At 46.2% G+C, this 24,493-nt stretch carries 35 protein-coding genes; 29 read left to right on the plus strand and 6 right to left on the minus strand.

Annotated elements, in window-relative coordinates:
• Nucleotides 1-18: 18 nt before the first annotated feature.
• Nucleotides 19-363, minus strand: coding sequence for a 5-carboxymethyl-2-hydroxymuconate Delta-isomerase (locus ACXAFI_RS04665; RefSeq protein WP_475107855.1), 345 nt, complete (start codon nucleotides 361-363; stop codon nucleotides 19-21).
• A 62-nt stretch (nucleotides 364-425) separates the two neighbouring features.
• Nucleotides 426-971, minus strand: coding sequence for a GTP cyclohydrolase I FolE (gene folE, locus ACXAFI_RS04670; RefSeq protein ID WP_444919641.1), 546 nt, complete (start codon nucleotides 969-971; stop codon nucleotides 426-428).
• A gap of 384 nt (nucleotides 972-1,355) precedes the next feature.
• On the opposite strand from folE, the gene prmB reads away from it, so the two are divergent.
• Entirely contained in the window at nucleotides 1,356-2,279 is a 924-nt protein-coding gene (gene prmB, locus ACXAFI_RS04675) for a 50S ribosomal protein L3 N(5)-glutamine methyltransferase (RefSeq protein ID WP_475107856.1), read from the plus strand.
• 177 nt (nucleotides 2,280-2,456) lie between these two features.
• The gene (gene aroC / locus ACXAFI_RS04680; RefSeq protein WP_475107857.1) at nucleotides 2,457-3,533 is read left to right on the plus strand and encodes a chorismate synthase; all 1,077 of its coding nucleotides are present in this window, start codon (nucleotides 2,457-2,459) and stop codon (nucleotides 3,531-3,533) included.
• Nucleotides 3,534-3,599: 66 nt separating this feature from the next.
• On the opposite strand, the gene ACXAFI_RS04685 is transcribed toward aroC, so the two are convergent.
• Entirely contained in the window at nucleotides 3,600-4,673 is a 1,074-nt protein-coding gene (locus ACXAFI_RS04685) for an integron integrase (protein WP_475107858.1), read from the minus strand.
• 644 nt (nucleotides 4,674-5,317) lie between these two features.
• On the opposite strand from ACXAFI_RS04685, the gene ACXAFI_RS04690 reads away from it, so the two are divergent.
• From ACXAFI_RS04690 to ACXAFI_RS04820, 27 genes are all read left to right on the plus strand, one after another.
• A complete protein-coding gene (locus ACXAFI_RS04690) occupies nucleotides 5,318-5,452 on the plus strand; it encodes a hypothetical protein (RefSeq protein WP_475107859.1) in 135 nt (44 codons plus the stop codon).
• The gene (locus ACXAFI_RS04695) at nucleotides 5,449-6,018 is read left to right on the plus strand and encodes a hypothetical protein (protein ID WP_475107860.1); all 570 of its coding nucleotides are present in this window, start codon (nucleotides 5,449-5,451) and stop codon (nucleotides 6,016-6,018) included. Before ACXAFI_RS04690 ends, ACXAFI_RS04695 begins: the two co-directional genes overlap by 4 nt.
• Before the next feature lie 536 nt (nucleotides 6,019-6,554).
• The gene (locus ACXAFI_RS04700; RefSeq protein WP_475107861.1) at nucleotides 6,555-6,794 is read left to right on the plus strand and encodes a hypothetical protein; all 240 of its coding nucleotides are present in this window, start codon (nucleotides 6,555-6,557) and stop codon (nucleotides 6,792-6,794) included.
• A 126-nt stretch (nucleotides 6,795-6,920) separates the two neighbouring features.
• The gene (locus ACXAFI_RS04705; RefSeq protein ID WP_475107862.1) at nucleotides 6,921-7,331 is read left to right on the plus strand and encodes a DUF6896 domain-containing protein; all 411 of its coding nucleotides are present in this window, start codon (nucleotides 6,921-6,923) and stop codon (nucleotides 7,329-7,331) included.
• Nucleotides 7,332-7,404: 73 nt separating this feature from the next.
• Nucleotides 7,405-7,749: a hypothetical protein gene (locus tag ACXAFI_RS04710; RefSeq protein ID WP_475107863.1), complete on the plus strand. Its 345-nt coding sequence runs from the start codon at nucleotides 7,405-7,407 to the stop codon at nucleotides 7,747-7,749.
• Nucleotides 7,750-8,070: 321 nt separating this feature from the next.
• Nucleotides 8,071-8,199 (plus strand): hypothetical protein, encoded by a 129-nt coding sequence (locus ACXAFI_RS04715; RefSeq protein ID WP_475107864.1) that lies wholly within the window; start codon nucleotides 8,071-8,073, stop codon nucleotides 8,197-8,199.
• Nucleotides 8,192-8,770 carry a hypothetical protein gene (locus tag ACXAFI_RS04720; protein ID WP_475107865.1) on the plus strand — a complete coding sequence of 193 codons (579 nt, stop codon included), beginning with the start codon at nucleotides 8,192-8,194 and terminating at the stop codon, nucleotides 8,768-8,770. Before ACXAFI_RS04715 ends, ACXAFI_RS04720 begins: the two co-directional genes overlap by 8 nt.
• Before the next feature lie 108 nt (nucleotides 8,771-8,878).
• Nucleotides 8,879-9,280: a hypothetical protein gene (locus ACXAFI_RS04725; protein WP_475107866.1), complete on the plus strand. Its 402-nt coding sequence runs from the start codon at nucleotides 8,879-8,881 to the stop codon at nucleotides 9,278-9,280.
• Between the two features lie 460 nt (nucleotides 9,281-9,740).
• Nucleotides 9,741-10,265 carry a GNAT family N-acetyltransferase gene (locus ACXAFI_RS04730; RefSeq protein WP_475107867.1) on the plus strand — a complete coding sequence of 175 codons (525 nt, stop codon included), beginning with the start codon at nucleotides 9,741-9,743 and terminating at the stop codon, nucleotides 10,263-10,265.
• 542 nt (nucleotides 10,266-10,807) lie between these two features.
• The gene (locus ACXAFI_RS04735; protein WP_475107868.1) at nucleotides 10,808-11,107 is read left to right on the plus strand and encodes a hypothetical protein; all 300 of its coding nucleotides are present in this window, start codon (nucleotides 10,808-10,810) and stop codon (nucleotides 11,105-11,107) included.
• Nucleotides 11,108-11,184: 77 nt separating this feature from the next.
• Nucleotides 11,185-11,658: a hypothetical protein gene (locus ACXAFI_RS04740; protein WP_475107869.1), complete on the plus strand. Its 474-nt coding sequence runs from the start codon at nucleotides 11,185-11,187 to the stop codon at nucleotides 11,656-11,658.
• A 103-nt stretch (nucleotides 11,659-11,761) separates the two neighbouring features.
• Nucleotides 11,762-12,112, plus strand: a complete 351-nt coding sequence (locus tag ACXAFI_RS04745) for a hypothetical protein (RefSeq protein WP_475107870.1) — start codon at nucleotides 11,762-11,764, stop codon at nucleotides 12,110-12,112.
• Between the two features lie 529 nt (nucleotides 12,113-12,641).
• Nucleotides 12,642-13,079 (plus strand): hypothetical protein, encoded by a 438-nt coding sequence (locus tag ACXAFI_RS04750; RefSeq protein ID WP_475107871.1) that lies wholly within the window; start codon nucleotides 12,642-12,644, stop codon nucleotides 13,077-13,079.
• Nucleotides 13,080-13,150: 71 nt separating this feature from the next.
• The gene (locus ACXAFI_RS04755) at nucleotides 13,151-13,483 is read left to right on the plus strand and encodes a hypothetical protein (RefSeq protein WP_475107872.1); all 333 of its coding nucleotides are present in this window, start codon (nucleotides 13,151-13,153) and stop codon (nucleotides 13,481-13,483) included.
• Nucleotides 13,484-13,615: 132 nt separating this feature from the next.
• Nucleotides 13,616-13,993, plus strand: coding sequence for a hypothetical protein (locus ACXAFI_RS04760; protein ID WP_475107873.1), 378 nt, complete (start codon nucleotides 13,616-13,618; stop codon nucleotides 13,991-13,993).
• Between the two features lie 140 nt (nucleotides 13,994-14,133).
• Nucleotides 14,134-14,436: a DUF6980 family protein gene (locus tag ACXAFI_RS04765; protein ID WP_475109795.1), complete on the plus strand. Its 303-nt coding sequence runs from the start codon at nucleotides 14,134-14,136 to the stop codon at nucleotides 14,434-14,436.
• A gap of 88 nt (nucleotides 14,437-14,524) precedes the next feature.
• On the plus strand, nucleotides 14,525-14,866 hold the full coding sequence (locus ACXAFI_RS04770; RefSeq protein WP_475107874.1) for a hypothetical protein: 342 nt from the start codon (nucleotides 14,525-14,527) through the stop codon (nucleotides 14,864-14,866).
• A 101-nt stretch (nucleotides 14,867-14,967) separates the two neighbouring features.
• Nucleotides 14,968-15,369 (plus strand): hypothetical protein, encoded by a 402-nt coding sequence (locus ACXAFI_RS04775; protein WP_475107875.1) that lies wholly within the window; start codon nucleotides 14,968-14,970, stop codon nucleotides 15,367-15,369.
• A 651-nt stretch (nucleotides 15,370-16,020) separates the two neighbouring features.
• On the plus strand, nucleotides 16,021-16,362 hold the full coding sequence (locus ACXAFI_RS04780; RefSeq protein WP_475107876.1) for a transposase: 342 nt from the start codon (nucleotides 16,021-16,023) through the stop codon (nucleotides 16,360-16,362).
• Nucleotides 16,314-16,616, plus strand: coding sequence for an IS3 family transposase (locus ACXAFI_RS04785; RefSeq protein WP_475107877.1), 303 nt, complete (start codon nucleotides 16,314-16,316; stop codon nucleotides 16,614-16,616). The genes ACXAFI_RS04780 and ACXAFI_RS04785 overlap by 49 nt, the downstream gene beginning before the upstream one ends.
• A 21-nt stretch (nucleotides 16,617-16,637) precedes the next feature.
• Nucleotides 16,638-17,300 carry an IS3 family transposase gene (locus tag ACXAFI_RS04790; protein WP_475109796.1) on the plus strand — a complete coding sequence of 221 codons (663 nt, stop codon included), beginning with the start codon at nucleotides 16,638-16,640 and terminating at the stop codon, nucleotides 17,298-17,300.
• A 16-nt stretch (nucleotides 17,301-17,316) separates the two neighbouring features.
• A complete protein-coding gene (locus ACXAFI_RS04795; protein WP_475107878.1) occupies nucleotides 17,317-17,736 on the plus strand; it encodes a helix-turn-helix domain-containing protein in 420 nt (139 codons plus the stop codon).
• A gap of 71 nt (nucleotides 17,737-17,807) precedes the next feature.
• Entirely contained in the window at nucleotides 17,808-18,227 is a 420-nt protein-coding gene (locus ACXAFI_RS04800) for a VOC family protein (protein ID WP_152454362.1), read from the plus strand.
• 822 nt (nucleotides 18,228-19,049) lie between these two features.
• On the plus strand, nucleotides 19,050-19,520 hold the full coding sequence (locus tag ACXAFI_RS04805; RefSeq protein ID WP_475107879.1) for a hypothetical protein: 471 nt from the start codon (nucleotides 19,050-19,052) through the stop codon (nucleotides 19,518-19,520).
• Nucleotides 19,520-19,870 (plus strand): VOC family protein, encoded by a 351-nt coding sequence (locus tag ACXAFI_RS04810; protein ID WP_475107880.1) that lies wholly within the window; start codon nucleotides 19,520-19,522, stop codon nucleotides 19,868-19,870. Before ACXAFI_RS04805 ends, ACXAFI_RS04810 begins: the two co-directional genes overlap by 1 nt.
• 134 nt (nucleotides 19,871-20,004) lie before the next feature.
• A complete protein-coding gene (locus tag ACXAFI_RS04815) occupies nucleotides 20,005-20,748 on the plus strand; it encodes a sporulation protein (RefSeq protein ID WP_475107881.1) in 744 nt (247 codons plus the stop codon).
• Nucleotides 20,749-20,891: 143 nt separating this feature from the next.
• Entirely contained in the window at nucleotides 20,892-21,260 is a 369-nt protein-coding gene (locus ACXAFI_RS04820; protein WP_475107882.1) for a VOC family protein, read from the plus strand.
• Nucleotides 21,261-21,308: 48 nt separating this feature from the next.
• Here the strand turns inward: ACXAFI_RS04820 and ACXAFI_RS04825 are convergent, their stop codons facing one another.
• From ACXAFI_RS04825 to ACXAFI_RS04835, 3 genes are all read right to left on the minus strand, one after another.
• Complete coding sequence (locus tag ACXAFI_RS04825) at nucleotides 21,309-22,361, minus strand: NAD(P)H-dependent flavin oxidoreductase (RefSeq protein ID WP_475107883.1); 1,053 nt, start codon at nucleotides 22,359-22,361, stop codon at nucleotides 21,309-21,311.
• Between the two features lie 252 nt (nucleotides 22,362-22,613).
• On the minus strand, nucleotides 22,614-23,351 hold the full coding sequence (locus tag ACXAFI_RS04830) for a TIGR04219 family outer membrane beta-barrel protein (protein WP_152454358.1): 738 nt from the start codon (nucleotides 23,349-23,351) through the stop codon (nucleotides 22,614-22,616).
• A 223-nt stretch (nucleotides 23,352-23,574) separates the two neighbouring features.
• On the minus strand, nucleotides 23,575-24,447 hold the full coding sequence (locus tag ACXAFI_RS04835) for a LysR family transcriptional regulator (protein ID WP_152454357.1): 873 nt from the start codon (nucleotides 24,445-24,447) through the stop codon (nucleotides 23,575-23,577).
• Nucleotides 24,448-24,493 lie beyond the last annotated feature (46 nt).

Consider the following 24,493-nt stretch of genomic DNA (forward strand, 5'->3'; position numbering starts at 1 on the left):
GGCCCTAGCCCCTAGCTCCTAGAAAGGTACACGTTTGGAGTAACAGCTGGGGTCCATTTCACGTACTTCCACCGATACAGCTGGCACTCCATCGGCAAACTGGCACAGGCAGTTAAACACCGCGGAACTCAGTGCTTCCCGCTCCCGCTTATTGCGGCCTGCCAGCAGGCGAATTTCAGCGTGGATAAAACTATCGCCATGCTCACCGGCTATAAACTGGTCATAGGCCTTGGCGCGGGTCTTAATGGTGTGCGAGGCGAACAAACCGGAGCTGTGCATCGCCTCTTGGGCCGAACTGATTAGGGCGGCGACAGAAATCCGATCTTCCAGGTTTTTAGCGTACTCAATAACCAGATGGGGCATGGTAATTCACTCCGTGAATACGGGCGACCCCAGCAGGGGCCGCGCTGTTCTGGCTGGCAGCCTTAGGGGCGGCTAATCAGGGAAAGAAATTCGTTGCGTGTGGCTTGGTTCTCGCGGAAGGTGCCCAGCATTGCCGAGGTCTTCATCACGGAGTTTTGCTTTTCCACACCGCGCATCATCATGCACATGTGCTTCGCTTCAATAATAACGCCGACACCGGCAGCATTAGTGACAGTTTGCAGGGTCTTGGCAACCTGGGTAGTCAGCTGCTCTTGAATCTGCAGGCGGCGTGCGTACATATCGACAATACGCGCTACCTTGGACAGGCCCAGTACTTTGCCCTGGGGGATATAGGCCACATGAGCGCGACCGATAAACGGCAGCATATGGTGCTCACAGAGGGAGTAGAGTTCGATATCCTTGACCAATACCATGTCGGTGCAGTCACTGGGGAAGAGGGCGTCACTGACCACTTCCTTAACGGTCTGCTGATAACCGCGGGTCAAGTATTCCATGGCCTTTGCGGCGCGCTCAGGGGTATCTTTGAGCCCTGGGCGTTGCAGATCTTCGCCGATTGCTTCAATAATTCGTGCGTAGTGTTCGTTCATGCTGCTCTTTCCAACATCTCAGCCCGAGGGGCGGGTGCGCTACCCTAAGCGTTTGTAACCCGAGAGTAAAGATCCGCGCGGACCTAGGGGCCTACTGACACCAATTTGATAGCCTCTGCCAGAGGTCATTGTTAGCTCGGGAAGGCAAAAGGGGTGAAACCTAATCACTCTACATAAACGACCGATAATGCAGTTGGGCGGAAAATGACCTAGGCCCTTCGGGTTGCAGCAATAAAAGCGCCACTCAGTGTTACTCGTCGCTTATTTGGAACAACCAAACTACACTCCTCGTGCCTTGATTGGCGCTTCTATAGCCACAACAGAGGCTACCGAATTAGTGACAATAGGCCCTGATGAGATACATAGTACTTAAGGATAGATTCAATGATAGAAAGGCGTGAATCCAGCTTGCATGAGCTGACCACGGTTTTGGACTATATCCGCTGGGGAGCCAGCCGTTTTAGTGAAGCAGGCCTCTGGTATGGTCACGGCACAGACAATGCCTGGGATGAGGCGGTATTGCTGGTAACCCACGCGCTGTACTTACCGCCCTATAGCAAGCAGGAAATCCTGCATGCACGCTTGACCATGGAGGAGCGGCGGGACGTACTCACGCTCCTTGAGCGGCGCTTTACCGAGCGTTTGCCGGCGGCTTATTTGACCAATGAAGCGCACTTCTGCGATATGACTTTTTATGTGGATGAGCGAGTGCTGGTGCCGCGCTCTCCCATAGGCGAAATGATCCGCCACAATTTCGAGCCCTGGCTCAATGTGGAGCCGCTGGCAATCCTCGACCTCTGTTGTGGCAGTGGTTGTATCGGTCTTGCCTGTGCTGAGGCTTTCCCTGAGGCCAGAGTGGACCTGAGCGATATTTCTGAAGGTGCCATTGAGGTGGCGCAGATCAACATCAACCGTCACGAACTCAACGAGCGTGTGCGGGCCGTGCAGTCGGATCTTTTCAGTGGTTTGCAGGGCATGAGTTATGAGCTGATCGTTTGCAACCCCCCCTATGTGGATGCCTGCGATTTAGCAGAGATGCCGAAAGAGTACCTGGCTGAGCCGGAAATTGCCCTGGGTTCGGGTGAAGATGGCCTGGATTTTACTCGTCGCCTGTTGTGCGAGGCCGCCAATCACCTACAGCCGGAAGGCCTACTGGTCTGTGAGGTGGGCAACAGCTGGGAAGCTCTGGAGCAAGCCTTCCCGGAAGTGCCATTTATGTGGCCTGAGTTTGAGGACGGTGGCCACGGGGTATTTGTCATTAGTCGTGAAGAGTTGCTCGCTTACCAAAGCCACTTTGAAAAAGAGTAATTCTTTTTATGAGCCCGGCAAATGCTATTGCCGGGCTTTCTGTTAGGGGCACATACCTGCAGCAATTGTGCTTTTTGCCATGGACTCCGCGCGCGCCAACTAGATCCTTTATAATGCGCGGTTCTTCGCAAAGCCAACCGCTGTTAATTCACCAACTGTTATCTGGAAAAGTCGCATATGTCGGGCAATACCTTTGGCAAGCTGTTCTGCGTCACCACCTTTGGCGAAAGCCATGGCCCAGCCCTGGGCTGTATTGTTGATGGCTGCCCTCCAGGGTTGGAAATCAGTGAGGAGGAGATTCAGTTGGAGCTGGACCGCCGAAAGCCAGGGACTTCCCGCTATACCACCCAGCGCCGTGAGCCGGACCAGGTGAAAATTCTCTCTGGTGTTTTTGAAGGAAAAACCACCGGTACACCTATCGGCCTGTTGATTGAAAATATCGATCAGCGTTCTAAGGACTATGGCAATATCGCCGAACAGGTACGCCCGGCGCACGCCGATTACACCTACTGGCAAAAATACGGTATCCGCGACTACCGCGGCGGCGGCCGCTCCTCTGCGCGGGAGACCGCGATGCGTGTTGCGGCCGGGGCTATTGCCAAAAAATGGCTAAAACAGAAATACGGTATCGAAGTGCGCGGTTACCTGTCCCAGTTGGGACCGATTAAGGTACAAAAACTGGATTGGGAGCAAGTCGAGCAGAACCCATTCTTTTGCCCGGATGCCGAAAAAGTACCCGTAATGGAAGCCTATATGCAGGCTTTGATTAAAGAGGGTGACTCCATCGGCGCACGTATCTCAGTACATGCCAGCGGCGTCCCCGCCGGGCTGGGCGAACCGATTTTTGATCGCCTGGATGCAGACCTGGCTCACGGTCTGATGAGCATCAACGCAGTAAAAGGGGTAGAAATTGGAGCTGGCTTTGACTGTGTGGAGCAAAAGGGCACTGAACATCGTGATGAGATTACTCCTGAAGAGGGTTTTCTCTCCAATAATGCCGGAGGCATCCTCGGTGGTATTTCCAGTGGCCAGGATATCGTTGCCCATATTGCCCTGAAGCCCACTTCCAGCTTACGCATCCCCGGCCGAAGTATCGATCGCTCCGGCAATGCTATTGAGGTGGTTACCAAAGGTCGCCACGACCCCTGTGTAGGTATTCGTGCGACGCCAATTGCTGAAGCAATGATGGCACTTGTGTTAATGGACCACACTCTACGCCACCGGGGCCAGAATGGAGATGTGACTCCCGGCTGATTTGCCACTAAACAGCAGTCTTTCTAACAAGGTACCGGCGAAAGCCGGTATCCATTATCCTCCAAATTACAGCACGGCCTGAAGACGTTGCTCTTGCAACTCAGTAATCTCAGCCACATATCCAGGGCAAGTTTCCTCAACTTTGTGAATACTACGAAGGCGATCAAAAGGGCTTAAAACCCCTTTATCACCACGATTTACTACATGGGTATAAATCTCAGTAGTGCTGATGTCAGAGTGCCCTAATAATTCCTGGATAGTACGTAGATCGTAACCTGCTTCGAGTAAATGTGTGGCAAAGCTATGCCGAAAGGCATGGCAGCGTGCTGGTTTGTTGAATCCAGCCTTACCCACAGCGGTACTTACTTGACGTGTCAATGTGGACGAGTGCATATGGTGTCTTCGGTAGATGCCTGATCGAGGGCACTTACTAATAGAGGTAGCAGGAAACAAGTATTGCCAAGCGAGTTGTTTGGCAGCATTAGGGTATTTTCGATCGAGTGCATCCGGTAGGTAAACCAAACCGTAGCCGGCCAGTAAGTCCTGTTGATGAAGGAGAGATACATACTGAACTTGACGTTCAAGATCTGGGATTACTCCCTGCGGAAGAAGGGTAGTTCGATCCTTATTTCCTTTTCCGCCGCGGACAAAAATATTATTACTGCCAAAGTCCACATCTTTTATTCGTAGAGATAGTAGCTCGGCACTACGGAGCCCAGAGCCATACATCAGCTCTATCTGTAATCTGAAGACTCCCTGTAAATGACTAAGAACCGCGGCTACTTCCTCACGACTATAAACAACAGGCAGCCGTCGTTGCTTCTTGGCAAGCTTAAAATCCAAGTCTGGAATTTCCTCACCTAAGAACTGCTTGTAGAGATAGGCGATAGCGTTCAAAGCCACTCTTTGCGTATTGGGTGCGCAAAGACCCTGAACAGCAAGGTGAGTCAGAAACTCCTCAACCTCAGCCGGGCCCATACCAGCAGGGTGCTTCAATCGATTAAAGTGAATAAATCGCTTTATCCAGTGCGTGTAAGTTTGCTCCGTTCGGTACGATAGTTCCTGCTTGCGAATGTGCTGACGTAAAATATCCATAAAACGTTCAGGTTTAGAAGGTAGCTTAGGGCGAATATCATCCATGACAATTTCTTCATGCTGTTTTTATATACAGTATTTATCATTTTTCGGTGCTGTCAATAACCAAGATCAAAAGCAGCTGCACATATCCACGGTAATATAAGAATTAACTCCTTGATTTTGAACGATTTACATCTGTGATAAAAAGCAACAAAATAACAAGATATATTGCAGCTGCAATATATCCACTTGAGTATTTCTATGTCAGCGATAGCTAACTATTTGATTTGTTAATAATTTTTTAGGCTTTTGGTGGTTTTTTTATCTGGGGATATGTTGCAGGGTGATATAATGCAGTTGCTTTTGAATACACTGTTAAAGGGTCTTAGCAATGTGGTTGTTCAAATCGAGAGGCAAGCGTAAGGCCATACAGGTCTTTAAAAGAGATTTGAGGCGTAAATTGTCTGATGACTGGGGTAATAAGAGGAAATATTCTGCCACCGAAATATCTAGCAGTGTGAAAAATCACTATCCCGGATTGTCTAAGCATGCAGTGTACGCAATATATATGTGGTCAGAGAAAAAGCAGTTTGATTTATATTGCTCAGAGTCTGATATAAGCCTTAGCCCAATCGAGGCTAGAAAAGAAATTGAGTCTGCTGTTTCCTCGATGAATGGCAGTGATCCTTCTGTATCAGAATCTAGTTATGATAGTAGTTTTTCTGATTCGGGTGGTTCAGATTGAACCGACCTTTAACAAGCGCAGGTTGCCGGACTGGTTTTACGCTGCGCGTCAAACCAGCCGCAACTGCGGGCGTTATGTGCCCAAGGATAAATTGTGAGAGTTAAATACGCATATAAGGAAATGTGGCAGTTTCAGTCTCTGCTACTAGAGGATATTCGAGCTGCAAGAGATATTGCACGGAATGATCCAACACCGTTCTCTCTCAGGACAATATACAGAACAAGTGCGGCATACATAGAGGGTACGTTGTACCAATTGCGATTGGTGTGTCTTGCTGCCCTTGAAGATGTACCCACAATCTTTAACTATCAGGAAATATTGGCGCTAAAAGAAAAAACAGTGCTGCTCAATAGCAAAGGAAAATTAGAGGAAAAAGATCAGTTCCAAAAACTAAAACCAAGTATCTTGTTCCTATTTTCCTGTTTCGCAAAGCTGCATAGTATTCATTTTTCACCAAACATAAGTGATCATAGATGGGACAGTTTGGGCAAGTTCTTTGAGTTGCGAAACTCACTAATGCATCCAAAATCAATTTCTGATTTCGAAATTGACGAGTTTAAGAACACTGTGAGCTTAGAGGCGGTGTCTTGGTTTAATGAAAACTTACAAAAGCTTTACCGGGAATGTGAAAGTGCTGAGACCGCAGCGTCGGTAAGCACATAACAAAGCAATGCAGCCGACGTCTTACTTTGTGCACCTTTTGCACGGTCGCTGCGCTCCCATTTTCGTGCAAAAAGCACTCAAACTAAGCCGCGTCTGATTGCGGCGTTAACTGCACAAAGAGAATGAAAGCACTTACTAATTATTTTCATGGAATAGCGAATAAACTGTATCCAGCTCGCTGGGTTCTTGTTCTCGCGCCCTTTATTCCATTTGTTGCATGGTCCCCACTGTCTTCAGCGATACTAACTATTGCTTGGTTTTGGTGCATGCTTTGCTTGTTTATTGTGCTGATGTATGGACCGATTAAGAGCTTTGAAGGATCTTTGATATGGTTGGGGTTTAGGCCTTTCGCCTGGGTTTTTATCTTGATTTTTGGTGTTGGGGTACTAGCGGGAACAGTACTAATAACTTATGGCATTGTGCAAGGCAGTTAACAAGCGGCTGTTGTCGCCCCTTTGGGGCTGGGACGGCCTTTCCGCTGCTTCGCAGCTACAAGTCCGCCCCAAAGCCGGGCGTTATGAATCGTAAGGATCGCGATGGAATGGCCTACAAATGAACAATGTTATGCAGCAATGAAAGAGCTCGCTGAATACTATATGGAAGGCGGACAGCTGGAATATTGGGAGACGTCAATAAAGCAGGGAGAGCTTGAAGGCCATTTTCCACCCGGCAAAGGTTTTTTGCATGATCTCGACCAAGCAATCCGAGTTTCATCTAAGCCTGCAATGAAAGACAAATCTGAGTTGTACCAACTAATCTGCACGGTTTGTATTTAGTGGGTCTAATTCATAACAAGGCGAGGCATTTCGTTCCGGCCCTGCGGGCTTCCACCGGACAGCTTACTTTGTGCACTTTATGCGCACAAAGTAAGCTGCCGCTGCTCGTGGCGTTATGTGTAAATCATGAATACTGAACTTCGAAAAATCATCTCCGACTTCAAAGAAAAAGTTGAAGAGGCCAATGAGCTACTAAAGAAGTATCTTGAGATTGATGAACCTCATAATTGGGGGCCGCCTATTGAGCAGGTTGGCATTCTTGGAGGGAAGCATAAGTACTTTTTCCACGGTATTGGCTGTAAAGTTCATATCAGTAAAAAAGACATTGTTGACTTCGACTATGGAGCCAATGGTCGTATTGATGGTTTCGATGAGTGGAGACTATGTGGCTTCGTTCGTACTCGTAGCAAGCAATATCCCAATGTAAAAGAAAGTGATATTAAACAATGGTTTCAAGAGGCTATTGAAGCCAAAGAAATAAAGAAAGCGGATCCGAGAGAATATGGCAATTTGTACTATCTCGTGCAAAACACATAACAAAGCAAGGCAAAATCGCCCTGCGGGCTGGACGCGCTAACGCGCGCCTTTGCTTGCGGCGTTAGCAGGTAGTATGAAATTTCGTATAGATAAGAATATTGAAACTCGCATACTTAAAGAGCGCGTACCGACGGAATACAGAAACCTGGCATCAGCTTGTGAAGCCCAGCTTTCTGAGCTATGTACTTTGATAACATTTCCCCACAATAGAAAAGATGTCGTTAAAAGTGGACTTGTTGAGAAGGCATTGAAAAAGCTCGGGGAGGCTGACTCCAATACCTTAGTGGTTGTTGGTGGCTGCTTTTCGTTAGAGTCAGTAAATCTGCTAAAGCTACGCAACACTGTATTTCTAGCTCTGTCAGAGTTTCCATGGACAGATGAAAGGCATACATTAATTAAATCCGGTGAGCCTCGATGAGATCAGTTGCTAACAAGGCCATCAATTTGACCGCTTTACGCTGCGCTCCAAGCGGCAAATTATGGCGGCGTTATGTGTAAAAGTAAGCGGAGAGATTATGAAAGCTGTGCTTATCGGGCTACTGAAAGTAATCTCTTTTTGCTTGGCATGGTTTCTTGTGATCTTAATCTTGTCCACTTTGTACGTAGGCATTGGGTAGTGTGTTACAGATGAATGTGGCCCGCCACCGCCCTGGTGGGAAAACTACCTCTTCGTAGTTATCTCAATTGGGCCGCCGGCTATCTATGCCTTATATACATTTAAGCGGCTAAGGAGGGCAGTATGAAACAAACACATAACAAGCAGCGGCACAATCGCCCGCAAAAGACGCGGGCTGGACTCACTACGCTGCACTCCGTTCGCCTGTGCGCTGGGCGTTATGGCTACGTAGAAAGGAATGTTCATGACTAATGAAGAAAGCTCTGGTCTAGAGCTATATTTAGGATACTTGCGAGAGCATTGGGCTTTAGCTGCATCACTAGGATATCTCTATCTTACTTTACTTGGTATGGCGCAGTCTGGTGTGTTGTTTGCCAAATATGAAATTAATATATTTGAGTTCGCAGAATTAAATGACTTCTTACTTGCAGCATTTAGAGAGCCTCTTTCCCTATTAGCTGGATTTGGTGTACTGGTATATGTAGGAATAGTATTTTCTATTATATACAGAAAAAGATCGCGGGATCTGAAGTCTCTTTCGATCTTTAAAAGCAGGGCAATGACTATAAACCTTGTGGTCTCTGCTATTGCTATGCCTTTTATTATTCAAATCGCGTTTGCAGATTTATTTAAAGGGAGTTACGAAAGAGATGTTTCAGTTGAGTTAAGGAGAGGCTCTCTTCCCGGAATAGCGGATATATCAGCGACAGATTTTAAGTTGATAGGAACAAGTGAAAACTTTATTTTTGTCTATGAAGATGACAATAAGCAATCTTATGTTATTCCTGTCTCTAATGTTGTTGGCGTGGCAATTAAGCCATAACAAAGCATTGCAGCGGACAAGCCGCTGAATGCGGCGTTATACGCAACCAATATGAAACACAGTGCAGCCGAATACAATGTTCTCAGCTATCTCTTGAAGAAGCATGTAATGTCTTACGAGAAAGCTATTGAGTGGGCGTACTCCCAATACACCGATGAAGGTGTTGATCCATTTATTGAGAGCATATCTTTGGCAATGGATGTTTCTGAGATACTTGAGTTGATAAGCCGCGAATTCCAAGTTTATGGAGAGCCAAGTCAAGACTTTATTGCAGGAGAAGCTGCGAGTAAATATTCAAAAGAACAATTGTCTTTGTTCGATGCCATAGCACGAATTCTCTTTGACCTTGACTTAGGGTTGCCTGAAGAAGAACTGCAGGAACTATATATAGCTGAAGACTATTTTGGCTGGCACGACCAAGCAGAGAAAGAAGCGGTTAAGCATGTGCTACCAATATTTAGTAAATACAGGCCCGTTTATGAGCACGCTGTTGCAAAGTTCGGCGTATAACAAGCGCATGTTGTCGCCCTTCGGGCTGGGACGGCTTACGCTGCGCTTCAGCCGCCCCAAATGCGGGCGTTATTGTGGCGGTCATTTTTTAAGTAGTTTGAAGTTGCTGCAAGCACCAATCTCTTCTTGATCACATTTCTCTAGAGAGTTTTCCTGCAAGTTGGTACCGGAGTTCCGTTCAAGTGCCTTCGTTTAAAGCCAACAAGTTCTGCAAGCTAGCTGCAGCATTGTGGTGTACCAGTCAGTTAGTTAACCGTTGGGGAAAGTATGGTATTTTTTCCAGTAAATTTACCGGGCAGTGGCCAGCCAACGTTGGCTGGCAAAGAGCAAGTAGGTTGTTCTGTGCGCGCCAGCTATAACTAGGCCAGGCAAGATCGCCCAGCCGGTGGCTGGGCTGGACAGCCTACGCTTTGCTTCGGCTGCCCTTGCTGGCAACGTTACGTGTCACCGAGAATCAAGCATGCAAGTAAAACTAGTTTCTGTGAGTGACGCCGCTCAGTTGTCAAAATTCTACGAGGAAAACGAAGAGCACCTACGCTGTTGGGAACCTCGTAGAGAGGATGGGTATCATTCTGTAGCGGCATGGGGGAAGCGCTTGCAGGAGTGGCACACTGCCAGAGAAATGGGCAATGAGGTACATTTCATTTCAATCGTACCAAGTAATAATGAAATTATTGCCATTTGCTCGTTCACCAATATCGTGAGGGGCCCATTTATGGCATGCAATATGGGCTATGCTGTGGCCGCTAAATATGAGGGCAAAGGTTTCATGAAAGCCCTCTGCCAAAATTCCATAAATTATGCGTTTAAAGAGCTATCGCTAAATCGCATTATGGCAAACTACATGCTTAGTAATTTTAGGTCGGCAAAGTTGCTCGAGAGCTTAGGCTTTTGTAAAGAGGGAGAAGCCAAGCGGTACCTAAAAATAAATGGTTGCTGGGAGGATCATGTTCTTACATCACTCCTCAATCCAGAAAACACGTAACAAATACAAGCAGGTTGCTACGGGCCTTTGGTCCTTCGCGGGACGGCCTTCGCTACGCTCCAGCCGCCCCTGTTGTAGTCGTTAGCAATACGAGTGAAGCGAAGTTTCTTTGCGCTTAGTGATATGAACAGATTTGAGAAAACAAAAAATTACTGCTGTATCGGCCTATTTTCTTCTGTAGAGGAAGCTGAGAGAGGTGATGAAGTTATTGTTAAATTCACCAGTTCATTCCAAGGGGATTCAGTCTGGTACATCGAGGTTCCACAGAGAGTGATTGGCGGAGGGAATCTCATCTCGTACTGCCCTTGGTGTGGTACTAAGCTACCTAAATCACCTTATGGAGCGGGAGGTGCCGCAGAGTGAGTGCCACCAAGTTGCTAACAATCACAGGCAGTAAAGCTCCGGGCCTTCGGCCCTCCGCGGGACGTCTTACCTTGTGCACCTATTGCGCGGGTCGCTACGCTCCCATTTTCGCGCAAAAGGCGCACAAGGTAAGCCGCCCCTGCTGTGGGCGTTATGGGGCTTGAGGCCTGAGATAAATAATGAAAATGATTTTTCTAACCTGTATCCTTTTATTGGTAGGCTGTGGCAAACAAACTAAAGAACTTACCCCAGAAATGGAAAGTCAGGCTAGGGAAACAATCGAGATATATTTAAAAAAGAATCAATTGCCTCTTGAGGGGTTAAAACCGTTTAATTCTTCAGTATCGTCAAAACCAGATTTTGGCTTTTTATATACAGGTGGTGGCCGTTGCATCGAGTTCGTAGTTACATGTCATGGCAGCAGCTGCACAGATTGGGCAAAGTATCCATATGACGAGCACGGTGAAAAATGCCCATAACAAAGCAAGGCAAAATCGCCCTGCGGGCTGGACGCGCTAACGCGCGCCTTTGCTTGCGGCGTTATGCATAGGAAGACATGACATACCAAGGATACAAATCTCGGGAAGAAGTTTATGAAATGGTGAAAGATTCGTTTCCATTCCAGAGTAAACCCAAGGGCTATAGGCTAACAAATCAAGGAGCAGAAGATTGTATCTGTAGGTATATTGTTGAGCATATGGAGCGCTACTCTGAAGCTGAAATTCCTATGGATGGTATTCGATATCTCCACTCCGAATTACCAAATCTGTCTGCTCGTGGTATGAATTGGCTTTTGCCCAACTTGCTAAGAAAGGCCGTAATTTGCACTAATCGTTTTGATACGATTACGGATACAATAATCTACGATCTTGAGCTTGCTGCTGAAGGAGAGAAGCAAGCAAGGTCACGGTATTCGTGGTTGTCTGCTGTTCAGCGCCAATGCCTAGAAAGTACCCTTGAGTATCTATCCGAAGGGCATGGTCACGCAATATCAAAGGCAACCTCAGCACTTAGTCCAACAAATGCATAACAAGTCAATGAACTACGCGCCCTCGGCGCCCGACAGCTTACACTCCGCTTCGCTGCGTTCCAGCTGCGGGTTATTGAGACGTTAAGCCTCATTAGGAGATCATATGGAATTAAAGGAATTTGTAAGTGAAGCATTAATACAGATTGTTGCCGGTATTGAAGAGGCACAAGGAAGTATTGGCAAATCAAATGCAGAGATAAGTCCCAAATACTCTAATCGCCAGCAAAGTGTGCTCGAAAAACACAAAATACTATTTTCAACTAAAGGCAACATAATCCAGCATGTAGACTTCGATGTTGCAGTAACAGCATCTGAGGGCACAGGAACAAAGGCCGGCGTTGGTGTGATTGCAGGGGTTTTCAATCTTGGTGCATCTGGGCAATCGAACCAAGAAAGCCAAACAGCTAGCCGTATTAAATTCAGTGTTCCTGTAACACTACCAACCAATGAGTAAAGGCTTAACAAGTTGCTCAAGTTCACTCCGGCCGCAAAAAATGTGCGGCCTCCGCGGGACAGCCTACACTGCGTTTCGGCTGCCCCTTAGCAAGGCGTTATGAATCGTAAGGATCGCGATGGAATGGCCTACAAGTGAACAATGTTATGCAGCAATGAAAGAGCTCGCTGAATACTATATGGAAGGCGGGCAGCTGGAATATTGGGAGATCTCAATAAAGCAGGGAGAGCTTCAAGGCCATTTTCCACCCGGCAAAGGTTTTTTGCATGATCTCGACCAAGCAATCCGAGTTTCATCTAAGCCTGCAATGAAAGACAAATCTGAGTTGTACCAACTAATCTGCACGGTTTGTATTTAGTGGGTCTAATTCATAACAAGGCGAGGCATTTCGTTCCGGCCCTGCGGGCCTCCACCGGACAGTTTACTTTGTGCACTTTATACGCAGGTCGCTTCGCTCCCATTTTTGCGCATAAAGCTCTCAAAGTAAGCTGCCGCTGCTCGCGGCGTTAGCATCATAAGAGCGATAAGTATGAAAGTTGTACAAACTCGTGTCCAAGGGCTTATCTATAGATTAGATAACTTAGTCCCCTCTCTAATTGGTATCTGCTTAGTATCGATTGCAATGGTATTTCTTGGAAAGGATGTTCCTCAAAATTATACAAAATTCTACGTGACAGGACTTTTCATCATTCCAGTTGGGGTAACAGTTTGGCTCGCAGTATTTAATAGTGGTAAATCTAAGGTCGAGGAGTACTCATTTTCAGTTACTGAAGATGCAATAGTTTTTCGTAGTTTGTCAGGATCTGATTACATGCCTATCTCTGAGTATAAGGATTATGTAGTTAAGGGGTGGTGGCCAATGACTATTTGCATAATAGGCAGTGAAAGCAGCATAAATTTTAGTCAGTCTGTGTTCTCTGCAAAACAAATTAATCAAATAAAGAGTGAGCTAGATCAGTTGCGCTAACAAACGCAAGCAGCCGACTCGCTACGCTCACGGCTGTTGCGGACGTTATGCATTATGGGGGGGTAGCCAAAATGAATAATGCGGTTAAAATAATGCTAGGTACCTCGAGTGGGATACTCATTGGGATAGGTACCGTTTTTCTGGCAATGCTTTACTCTCAGATTTCTGGGATTGTAATGGGTTTGGCTCTACTAATTTCAGGCATCTCTGGCTTAGTGGTTGTCAAGCACTCGTCTAAAGCTTTTCTCTATGCATCGGCTACCTCACAAGTTCTTATTGGTGCTTCCGTTTTCGGGGTAACTGCTGCCACAAAGCCTCATATTTTCAATTTTTCGTGGTCTCTTGCTGTTGTATTATTGGCTTTTTTTTCAATTATATTGGGCCGCAAACATGGTCATGCATAACAAGGTTAGGCAACATCAGTCGCTTCGCTCCTTGGACAGCCTTGTCATTGCGCCAGCTGTGCATGGCTTCGCCATTATTGCACAGCCGCCACAACAACAAGTCAGCCGTTGCTAACGGCGTTATGTTTACTTATGAACAAAGTTCTTCTCGTGATTTTAAGTTTCCTCTCGGTTAACTGTATTGCTGTCGAAGAGCCCAATCCATGCCCTAGCCGAGTAGAAGGTACTGAGTATGGGTATAAAATGGATATAGACGTTTACTCAATAAAAAGTGAATTTGATGGCGAGCTTTATTATGTGTCTATTTCCTTGCCTCAAAAATACAACTCAAGAGATTTGAGCAGTATTAATCTGCATAAAAAAGAACAAGGAAAGGTTAAGCTAGCGTCAGGGCTAGCCCTAGAAAACGAAAGAGGTTTTTCCAAAGCATACTTTTACGCAGCTCCATCTGAAATGGAAACACTAAGCATTAGCGCTGTATATTTTTCTTACTATGAGTGCCAGGGATAGTTAGTTTGGGACACAATGAGAGGGTATGACCTACCCATAAATATAACAAGGCGGTCAATGTCGCCTTCGGCTGGACAGCCTTAAGCGTGGCTTCGTCACAAGGCTGCCCATTACCTTGACGTTAAGTGTCCAAGATAACTATGCATTGTTGCGAAGAAATGGGGAAAAGAGTCGAGCTTGACTGTAAGGATCATGAGAGTACCTACGAGTGCCCAGGCGTCCTTGTCTCCTATATCCCGAAATTCGATGAATATGGTCTCATAATCCATGACGGCGGTAATAGCTCTATTTCTATCAAGTTTTGTCCATGGTGTGGTCTAGAGCTACCGGGTTCTAAACGAGATAAATGGTTTGATAAATTAGAGAGTATGGGGTTTGATGATCCAGCTGAACAAAATATACCCGAGGAATTCAATAGTGATGCTTGGTATCGAAACACTTAACAAGCGCATGTTGTTCGCCGCTATCGCGGCCGAACGGCTTACGCTATGCTCCAGTCGCCGCAAATGCGAACGTTAAAAGTATAAAGTCATGAATATGAAAGGAATAATTTGGGGGATTTTCAGTTATGTTGTCCTTTGGCTGAGCTTCTCACTGTTTATAAATGTATATGGTATGCCAATTAACGCAATGGGAGTTCTACTAGCCCTCTGTTCAGTTTTGGCAGGTGTCGTAGCTGCAAAGAATAGTAAAATTAAGCCATTTAAGAGTGCGGCTATTTCTGGTGGTGCTGTGGGTATAGCGTTTTCATTGGCTAACTTAGTCTTCGGGGATGGGCTAAATATTGGTGTAATTTATATTATAATAGAAATTTCGCTTTATTTTGTAGTTGGCGCTGCAGTTTGGTGGGGCGCATCACTTTTAACAAGGTAATGAACTACGCGCGCAAAAGATGCGCGCCGGACGGCCTACGCAATGCGCTTCGCTCATAAACAGCTCCGACCTCCGGTTATTGCAACGTTAAGGTTTCAAGCATGAAATACATTGCGGCTCTACTTCTTGGTCTTATCTGCCAAGTGACAAATGCTTGTGAAATACCGCAGGAAACTACTGACCACTTGATAAAAAATTCGAAAGGCATTTATGTAGGGTATGTCTCTAGCCTCAGAGTAAAAAGCATCGAAAATGTTACTGAAGATCAATTCCCTCCCATGGAAATATCGGGCCTATATGATCGCACCATTAAAGTATCGATCATGGAAACATTATTAGGCGCCGGCTTAGAAAAGAAATTAATCGAAATTGAGCTTGGCTCGTGCGGTTTTCCTAATGTCCAGGTCGGAGAAAAAATAGTAGCTTTTCATATGAGTTCTGGTTTGTGGCAAGTAAAGAGGGTAGGGGTAAATCCTGGTGACATCCGGCCCAGTAAACCTTAACAAAGCCGGGCAGTTTGCTCTGGGCCGACGGCCCTCCACGGGACAGCTTACCTTGTGCACGTTTTGCACAGGTCGCTGCGCTTCCATTTTCGCGCAAAAAGCGTACAAGGTAAGCTGCCCCTGCCGGCGGCGTTAAATTTCCTAAGGGCAATCTCCAGTGAGTCGTATTGATAACTCTCTCATTGTGATTTCACTTTTACCGTGGTTATCGGCTATGTGGGTAAACTGGTATGTCATTGAGGTGGGCTTTGTCCATACAAACGAGTCTTGTGACGTTGCGAGGCTAGCTCTCCATGTAGTTGCCGATTTTACCGCGACGTATTTGGCTATTTTATTTCTATGGTATCGCAGGCAGCGATTCAGACTGTACAATTGTTTACCATATCTGAGCTGTATCAGTTTTTTAATATGGCTTAAATCGCTGGGGTGGCCTCAATGGACATAAAATTTAACCAGGCCAGGCAAGATCGCCCAGCTGAAGGCTGGGCTGGACAGCCTACGCTCCGCTTCGGCTGCCCTTGCTGGCAACGTTATGTGAAAAGTACTAATTAGGAGAGGAATATGGAATTTAAACCAGGGGAGTATCTGAAACCTTCCCCCATGGAGTAGACGCCTACCTTTTGAATAGGGTAGGAGAAAATTCCGAAAATATTGAGCGAAAAACGTGTTGTTGAATACTCAACAGAGTTTAAAGTTAGAGTGGTCGCACTCACTAATCAACTGAAAGTAAATACGACTACTATCGCCAACATCATTGGCCTACATTCAGTAATGGTGTATAGATGGCGACAAGAAAGTAGAGAGGGCAAATTGGTTGAGAAGCCTAGCCGTAGAATAAATATGACGAAGACAGCGAAACCTCAGTCTCAGACAAATGATAAAGAGATAAAACGTCTAAGAAAGCAGATCGAGAAATTACAGAAGGAAAATGATCTCCTAAAAAAGTGGGAAGCGTACCTGAAAGATCAAAAGCTGAAAGATTCGCATTCATAGCCCACAATCGGTGGGACTTTGGTGTCAGGTACTTGCGTAGATATTTGGATGTTTCGCCTCAGAGGTTTTATAAATGGCTTAACCGTATTGAGAGTGCTCGAGACATAGAAAATAAGCGAATTCTAGATTGTATAGAGACCACCTACACACAGCATAATGGTAATTATGGAAGTCCAAGAATTAGTGCAGAATTGAAAGCTAATGGTGAGCGAATAATTCACAAACGTGTTGAGCGTCTTATGGGAGAGGCTTGAATCGAGGGGAAAGCAGTAAGGATCTATCGTCAACGCCCATTTCCTGGAGATCCTTGTATTAAGGTTGAAAATTTACAACGAGAGCATGGTCTGTCGACTAAACCAGACTCTCACTGGGCAGGTGATGTGAGCTATCTGAAGATCAATGCTCAGTGGCAATATTTAGCAGTAATTATTGATCTTTACTCTCCAAAAGTGATGGATTGGGAATTGTCAAATACTCGAACCGTTGAATTAACACTGTCAGCGCTAAATAAAGCTATTCGTCGCAGAAGGATAGAATCAGATCTAATATCTCATAGTGACCGTGGGTCTGAGTACGGTGCTTATGTATACCAAAACCGACTCAAAGAGCTAGGTATTGAGCCGAGCATGAATCGACTAGAATTTATGAATGACAGTGTGTATGTAGAGTCATTTTTCCAGACACTGAAAACTGAGAGTATCAAAGGATTTTACTTTGAGTCGGTTGAGGATCTTAGGGCTAACTTATCTTGGTACGTTGATAGATACTATAATTTGAAGAGAAGATACAGTTCACTTGGGTTTAAAAGCCCGGATGAATATGAAAGAATGTCCGTATTAGATCAGTATAAGGTGGCGTCTACTTTAAGGTGGGAGGCTTCATTTCACAGCTTCGCTGCTACATTGCGACCGTTACTGCAGGCGTTAGATTTTATGTGATTGAAAAATATATTTTATGACTACGAACCATAAATTTAAAAAATTGAGTGCTGGCAGGGATTATATTGCTGACAATTATCAAGCACCGCTCAGCTTACCCGGTATAGCAAAGTACTCTAATATGTCCCCCTATTATTTTTTGCGTGCTTTCAAAGATACTTTTGGGGAAACACCTAACGAATTCTTGATTCGGCTTAGAGTCGAAAAAGCTAAGAAAATGCTTATTATGGAAAATTTGAGTGTCTCAGAAATTTGCGAGAGAGTGGGTTACATAAGCCTTGGCAGCTTTTCTTCATTGTTTTTAAAACAAACTGGCATGGCACCTACTTTATATCGTCGTAAGCTTTGGGCTTTGTCTACTGAGGCATATTGTTTTCCCTCGCAGGCTATACCGGCATGCTATGCCTATCATTTTTTAGGAAAATTGGCTAGTTGAGCAATATTGGAGAAATATCATCTTGATTGTTTTTATAAAATATAGATGAATTAATAGCTGGGAATATATAGATGATTACATCCATAGCGCATGCAACAATATATGTACTTAATCAGGACGAAGCTCTTGATTTTTACAAAAACAAGCTTGGTTTCGAGGTCGGTGATGACATGAAAGTGGAAGGAAGTTTCCGATGGCTGACTGTATATCCTAAATCTAATTCACAACTTCAGCTTGTATTGGCAGAGCCAAAAGAGGGGCCGATGTTCACTAAAGACTCTGCCGAAAAAATACGAAGCTTAATCAAAGAAGGTGCATTTGGAGCGGGCGTTTTCGAAACTGAAAATTGCCAAAAAACGTACGAAGAGCTTGTGGCTAAAGGAGTGGAATTTATCCAGCCACCTACAAAGCAGCTTTATGGTGTCGAAGCTATGGGCATAGACAACTCTGGGAACTGGTTTAGTTTGGTTCAACGGAAAAATAAAATATAACGTAAAGTAAGTCAGGGGCACTGCAAGCGGTGCCCTGCTTAAAAAGGGTTTACCACAAAAAGCTTACTCTAGCAATATTTTCGTACTTTTCACTATTTCGTACGCATATGCGAATGCCAATTGACTTAGAGACTATTACGTGACATCAGATAATCTTAATGTGCGCTTGGCTCTAAACAAAAATAGAAAAGCCACAAATACAATATATAGGCGTCAAAAAGTCGAAGTCTTTGAGGTCAAAGATCGCTGGTCAAGAATGTCCAGGTACTATGATGGTGGCGTTGAAGGGTTGTCGGGTGATGTGGCTCGTTGGGTATTTACTAAATATCTCTCTACCAATCGACCTGAGGAAGAAAAATTGGCTAACGTAAATTCGCTCCCTTCGGTCGCCGGATCTCACTATCGCTCGGCCGTTCATGGTGGGTGTTAAATGCCAAAAATGAAGCTTCGTATCGAATACATTACTAGCATAATTTCTATTTTTCTGATTCTTTCTTATCTACTTGGTTACTATGTTTTTTATTACACAGAAATAGGTCTAGTAGATGTTCTTATAATCCCAAGTATGTTTTGGTTCATAGGCTGCATTGCCATTGCACCTATACACTTCATAATATCGGCTTATAGATATTTTCGTAACCTTCCAAATTATAAATATCATGCTTTTTCCGGTACTTTAGTGATAATTTCTTTTATGGTTTATTGGGGGCTTGTGCAACTTGGTTTTGTTATTACAGTCTAAGCATTTAGCTTGTCAAGGTTACACCACTTCTTTGGGTAAGTCTTACTTGGTCTTGCCCACAAAAAGAGGATGCTCTTATTGTGGGCAAGACCTTTGTCACAATGATAAAGAAACTCAAAGCGTGGCTTAAAGCTAGAGAAGAAGGTAAAAAACTCGAAAGTTGGATCTTTGTTACTTGTGGTAGCGAGTCTATTTGTAGACACATCGCTGCTCCTAGAAAAGAAAAGTGGAATGACAAATTTCGATGGTCAGAAATTGAGCGTATTTGTTTTGAAGCCACGGATTACATGTTTTCGGATGATATTCACTTTTTTACCACTGAGAGCCCAGCAAGCTACGTAATACCGACTGAGGCTAAAGGTGGCCAAGCGCTTTGGAATTTGGCTATGGAAAAAGGTCTTTTTGATGCTGGGCTTGCAACTGAAGCCGCTACTTCGTTGGGTGGTATGTATTGTTGGCCGGCCCCAAAAGTTAACAAGTATAGGCACTCGACACCTACGGCGAAGGTGATAAAAGCGTTAACTACAATACTTACCCTGAGGCTCGTTTAATGAAAGTAAAGAGAATAGTTTTAAATATCGAAGCTGCAAATCCAGATAATGCCAAAATATTCTATGAATCTATCTTTGACCTTGATCTTGTTATGGACCATGGCTGGATCAAAACATATAGCTCAGGGGAAGAAATGACCACCCAAATAAGTGTGGCATCTGAAGGTGGCTCGGGGACTGCTGTTCCTGATGTGTCAATTGAGGTTGATGATCTTGATTTGGTATTAAAGAAAGTAATGGCTGAAAATATTCAAATTGTATACGGGCCAGTATCAGAGCCGTGGGGAGTTCGAAGGTTCTATGTTCGTGACCCGTTTGGAAAGCTTGTTAATGTACTTCAGCACATATAACCAGTAGTTGCGCGATAACGGATGATTATGGTCTTTATTTGGAAGTCCTACTTCTTCTTTGAACTTGATTTGTCTTTTGATCGGCGCTGTGTTTAGTATTGATCATTCCGTTTCTTGGTTGGTAGTTAGAAGTTATGTTGCAGAAGTTGAAAGCCTCTTTGGGGATTGGTGCGGCTAAGGTCGATACTGTTTTAGATAGCACTAGCGTATTTCAGGGGGAGCTGATCAGAGGAAGTATCCACATCCGGGGAGGTGATATCGAGCAGGAAGTTGATGCAATCAATTTAAAGCTCTGTACTGAGGTAAAAGTAGAGAATGATAATGGCACTAGCTATATCCATTTTACTTTGGATGACATAAGAATTGTAGAACCATTTACAATTGATGCCGGCAAAAGTATAGAAGTTCCCTTTGAATTTAAGTTAAACGATGAGGCACCAATTACTGCACTTAGGGCCCGCAAGAATGAATGTCGTGTTTGGTTGGAAACGACACTTGATATAGATTTTGCCATTGACCCCAAGGATAGGGACTACCTGGAAGTTAAGCCCCTGCCGGTAGTCCAGTCAATTGTCGCTCTAATTGAAGGCGAGGGTTTTGATCTGGTGAAAGCAGATGTTGAAAAAGGCTATTTGAGTGGTGGTTCCTTTTCTTCAAAGTCTGGCTGTTATCAGGAAATAGAATTTAAAGGCGGAGGCTTTTTCGGGGCTAAGGAAGTCGAACTTTCATTTATTTTGGATGGAGAAACGATTCACTGCCTAGCCGAAATTGACCGTAGGTTTGGGGGGCGGGGCGATGAATATCTGTCTTTTTCTCTTGGTATTGATGCCAGTGATAATGAAGTTCAAACTGCGGTTGAGGCAATTCTCTCCCGCTGATCTCGCTAGTTATGTCACTTTGGGCGATAGCCTCAGATGATAAATCATGAACAGAATATTGCCGGGTAATATCCCGGCTATATTTTGATACGCTGCTCCTAAAAAATATCTTACGTCAATTACCCTAAACAGGAGTGATTGTAGTGATTTCACATATTTCTCTTGGTACCAATAATCTGGAGCAGGCTCGCAGTTTTTATGGCCAGTTAATTAGCTTGCTTGGGGGTAAGGAAATTTATGCGTCTGGTAGAGTGGTCTTTTGGGGATTTTCCAACTCATCTACGAAACTCGCGTTAACAGTGTCGTTCAATAATGAGTCTGCCAACTTTGGTAATGGCACTATGGTTACTCTTAAAGCCGAGAATGAAAAGAAAGTTGATCGTATTTATTGTATGGCTCTTAGCTTGGGTGCTGTGAGCGAAGGTGAGCCCGGTCATAGAGACCCTGGAGCCTTCTATGGTGCTTATTTTCGCGATCTGGATGGGAATAAGGTAGCGATTTTTGCTCGGTGATTTTCCCCGAGTCAAAATATTCTCGGGGAAAGTACATTTGGTCAATAATTACTGTGTGGCTTCCAGTTCTGCGGCCAAGGTGGTAATTAATTCTGCTGCTGGTAGGGCCCTGCACAGGGGGGCACCCTGGCCAGCCCATTGCACCGCAAAACTATCGCTGCCAGCTGCAGCCGAGGCGTTGGCGAGAGCCTTGCCGGCACTGTAGCAAATGGGGTAATCAGGCCTTGCTGGCGCATTGCGGTTTAGATCCCGGAAAAAACGATTGGCAATACCGCGAGCGGGACGCCCGGAGATATTGGCGGTGATCGCGGTGTTATGAGCTCGCTCACTTTTAAGAGCTGCCCGGAAGTTATCGTCAGCGGCGGATTCTGGGCAAAGAATAAAGGCGGTTCCCATCTGCACAGCGCTGGCGCCGAGGGAGAGGGCTGCGTGTATACCGGCTCCATCCATAATGCCCCCGGCGGCAATAATGGGCAGATTGCTTTGGCTGCAAAGTAGACGGACTAGAGCGAGCGTCCCTATTTCCCGATCTTCTTCTGGATCAAATACCCCTCTATGGCCGCCGGCCTCTATGCCTTGAGCGATCAAGACATCCATTCCTGCGTCTTCAGCAAGCTTCGCTTCTTCGGGGGTAGTGGCAGTGGCGAGCAGGATTATTCCAGAGTCTTTGAGCGTGCTGATGGCTGCTTGCTCGGGCAATCCGAAATGAAAGCTCACCACGGCGGGCTTTTCTTGTACGAGCACTTCCAGGAGTTCGCTGTTCCCAATAAAGCTCGGGTAGGGCTCATGTAACGCTTGAGGTGGCGTTGCATCCAGCTCCGAGAAATAAGGTGCCAGGTGATTGAGCCAGGCGGCTTCACGCTGGGGATCTGCAATTGCCGGTTGATGACAGAAAACATTGACGTTGAAGGGGTGCTCGGTGAGTTCTCGGGTCTGCTGGATTTTTTCAGCGGCTTTCTGTGGGGAGTAGGGGCCGAGGCCGATGGCGCCGAGTCCGCCGGCATTGGAGACTGCGGCGGCAAGCTCTGGGGTGGAGACGCCGGCCATTGGCGCTTGAAAAATGGGGTGGGAAATTCCCAGTGTTTGCAGAAAAGATTGCACTGCCCGTTCGCCTCGCTGTTCTTGCGTTAAGGGAACTCTGAAAAGAGTTAATTGTGTTTCTGCGGCCCTCAAGAATATTCAGTGGGATTTTAGCCGGCGGCATCTGGGGAGGTTCCCGCGCCGCCTAGTGGTTTCTCAAGGGGCAAGGTATGGGCTCACCTTAGGGGAATTCCGGCGCGCTAGCTATAGCGGGCCGGGAGTAATTTTTGAATTGGTGGAGATGAATTAGGCCTGAGGCTTAGCTGGGTAATTTTAGAGGTGCAGGTTTAGGCCAATATAGGGGCCTTTAATCTCAACATCGCTCTGCAAGTCATCCAGTTCATCCAGGTCCAGGTTCATTACGCGGTAGCCGGCCTCAATAGCCAGATCCACAGCGGGTACGAAATCCCAGCGCACTTTTGCGGTGAAATCAGTGAGGGTATCGCCGCGATAAGCGGTGCCATTGCCCTGGGCAATAACAGACCAGCCGCTAAATGGCAGGTCAAAACGCGCCATTCCATAGGCCATTGGCAGGTAGCCTGTTAGCTGGATGGTTTCTGTGCGATCTTCACTGATGGCGGTAAATTCACCGTCGTATCTGCGCGCGGTAATGCCCAGGTCCAGGTTTACCCAGTTGTCCAAAATTTCGTAGTAGAAAGTTGCGTCGGTGTGGGTGAGGTCGAGGTCGGTGTTGATGGTTGAGCCAGTCTGGAAAGTTACATCGTCGAAAGTGACGGTGCTTTGCAGTTCGGCGCTGCCATCAGTATCAATGTTGCTGTGTGCGAGCATGACATTGGGCACCAGCGGAATTGGGTGTTCCAATGCGACTTGAATAAAGGTGATGTGGTCTTCGCTGAGGGAGAGTTTGTCCAGATTATAATCGTCCTTACCAATATTACCGTCGTAATTTGGCAGCCAGGCACCGAGGCTGGCATCAAGGCCGAGAATCGTATCAGCGCTGGCGGCACCGCTGCTGAGAAGGGCGCACAGGGCAATAGCAGATTTCTTCATGAGTTTCTCTCCGTGATAAATTTGCCGCGGAGTGTACAGGGTTATTTTTAATGTGTTGCTGTAAGTTGCACATTTTCACAAATTTGTCGGCCGATTAAGCAAGAGTGGCGCTTGCAGTGGAATTTTAATGTCGCAGAAAGAATGGGGCGTTGTGCTATTTAAGGCGGGCGAAGGTGGGCGGAATTTTTACGAGACTTTGTCTTATTTCCCGCCGCTTGGCAGTTTAGGGGTTCGCTTCAAATAGCATTCGCTGTAGCGCGCTGGCGGCATTACTCAGCGTACGCCCGCGATGGCTAATCACACCGAGGTTGCGCAAGACCTGCAATTTTCTCACCGGCAGTACTGCCAGGCTCTCATCCACCAGAGTTTGGGGCAAAACACTCCAGCCCAGTCCGACACAGGCCATCATCTTGATTGTTTCCAGAAAATTAGTGGCCAGCTTGGAGGTAAGCTTCAAGCCCTGGGCGTCGAATTCCCTTTTGATCAGGCGCCCGGTATAGGTATTGAGGTCTGGCAGTATGGCGGGGTAATTGGCTAGGTCAGCCAGCTCCAATTCTGGGATTCTGGTGAGAGGATGGTTCGGTGCCGCCACTACTACGCAGGGGTCTGGCCAGATCACTTGTGCGTTCAGGTGTGGGTAATCCTTGAGAGCAAGGGTAACCACGGCCAGTTCGTATTTGGCGGCCATCAGGGCTTCGTAGGCTTGCTCGGAATCTACGAAGTCGATATCCAGGGCTACTTTCGGGTAGCGATTACTGAATTCCTTAAGTACTGGCGGGAGGTGATGTAGGCCCACATGGTGACTGGTGGCGATGCGCAGGCTACCGCTAACGGTATCGCCAAGGGCGCGCAACTCTTGTTCGGTGTCGGAGATTTCATTGAGGATGTGGCGGGCGCGGGGCAGCAGGGCGCGCCCGGCATCGGTGAGCTGTAGCTTGCGGCCTATGCGATCAAACAGCGGCGCCTGCAGTTGCTGCTCAAGTGCCGCGAGGCGCTTGCTGGCGGCGGGCTGGGTCAGGTGCAGTTGCTCTGCCGCCCCCGATACAGAACCCTGTTCGGCAATTGCCAGGAAAGCCTTCAACCACTGAATTTCCAATTGCTATGTCTCTCACTGATGGAACTCTGGGCCCAATAGTACCTCA

The sequence above is a fragment of the Microbulbifer sp. ABH2_005 genome, assembly GCF_056160005.1.